This is a genomic window from Aeromonas molluscorum 848 (assembly GCF_000388115.1).
Classification (GTDB): domain Bacteria; phylum Pseudomonadota; class Gammaproteobacteria; order Enterobacterales; family Aeromonadaceae; genus Aeromonas; species Aeromonas molluscorum.
In genome coordinates this window covers 1-1,065 of the sequence record NZ_AQGQ01000303.1, presented here as the reverse complement: position 1 = coordinate 1,065, position 1,065 = coordinate 1, and the positions used below count along the sequence as shown (strand labels likewise).

Annotated in this window: 2 protein-coding genes; both read left to right on the top strand. The window is 63.4% G+C overall.

Translation table 11 applies throughout. The annotated features are described in order from the left end of the window. Positions 1 to 202: hypothetical protein (locus tag G113_RS21940; protein ID WP_005915018.1), on the top strand; the 202-nt coding region annotated here is incomplete at its 5' end. Positions 203 to 260: 58 nt separating this feature from the next. Then, complete coding sequence (locus G113_RS20140) at positions 261 to 983, top strand: hypothetical protein (RefSeq protein WP_005915016.1); 723 nt, start codon at positions 261 to 263, stop codon at positions 981 to 983. Positions 984 to 1,065: the final 82 nt, after the last annotated feature.

The window sequence follows — 1,065 nt, the reverse complement described above, 5'->3', positions numbered from 1 at the left end:
CGGCGTGAAGCCGGTGCCGCGGGCGCTCCTCACTCAACGCCAGCCGCATCATCAACAACGGCGAGTCCACCATCGCAGCAAGCCCGGCATGGCGCGTGGCCGTGGTGGACGGAGGCGGAGCGTCTGGGCCGTGACCCATATCCCGGTGGTGATCCGCCAGCTGTTCAAACGCCTGGTTGCCCAGGCGAGGGGCCAGGGCTAGGCGTTTGGTTCCGCTTTGAGTTTGGGTATACTCGCCCCCTTCATCACAGGAGGCGTTCATGTTATCCCAATTACCCCTATGGCTTTATCCCCTGAGTGGCCTGATGGCACTCGGGGCCCTCGCTTGGCTGGCTCTGGTGCTGTGGCGCGGGGATCTCTGCCCGGGCCAACGCTCGCGTATCCTCCAGCAGAGCTTCTCGGTCTGGGTCATCAGCGGCCTGTCAGTGATGTTGGCGGTGGAGGCTAAGGCGCCCCAGTGGCAAGTCTGGCTCGGTGGTGCCGCGCTGGTGCTTGGTATCGGTGTCTCCTTGCTGCAGTCGCGACTGGAGGGAAAACGTGCCATTCCCGCCAGCTGGCTGTTGTTGCCAGCCTTGCCCTTGAGCCTCTATGGACTGGGTCTCCTGGCCAGTGCGGGGTGGGTGAGTGGTCTGCTACAAATGGTGTTGCTGGGCGCCGCCTTTGCACACCTGATGCTGCTGCGGGCCCGCCATCGGTTGCAGGCGTTCAATACCCTGTTACCCATGGCGGGGCTCGGGGCGGCGATTGCCAGCCTGCTCTGGTTTGTGGCCCTGATGTTGGCAAACCAGCCAACTGAGACGGTGCTGGATGCCCTGCTGCCTTGGGTCTTGACCCAGACCTTGCTGCTCATCGCCACCTTGCTGCTTTGGTTCAGCCCCATCTATCTGCGGCGCGAGACGGCCCCCGTGGTGTTGTCGACGACCCTTTGCGGTCTGCTGATTGCCGAGATTGCGGCCACAGGCGCCTTGCATATGTTGAACTGAGATTGTGTATTCCTGGGTGACGGCCGAGCCTGGGTCAGCCGGCTTGGCTCTTCCGGTCGATGAGCCGCGGATGGTCTCTCCT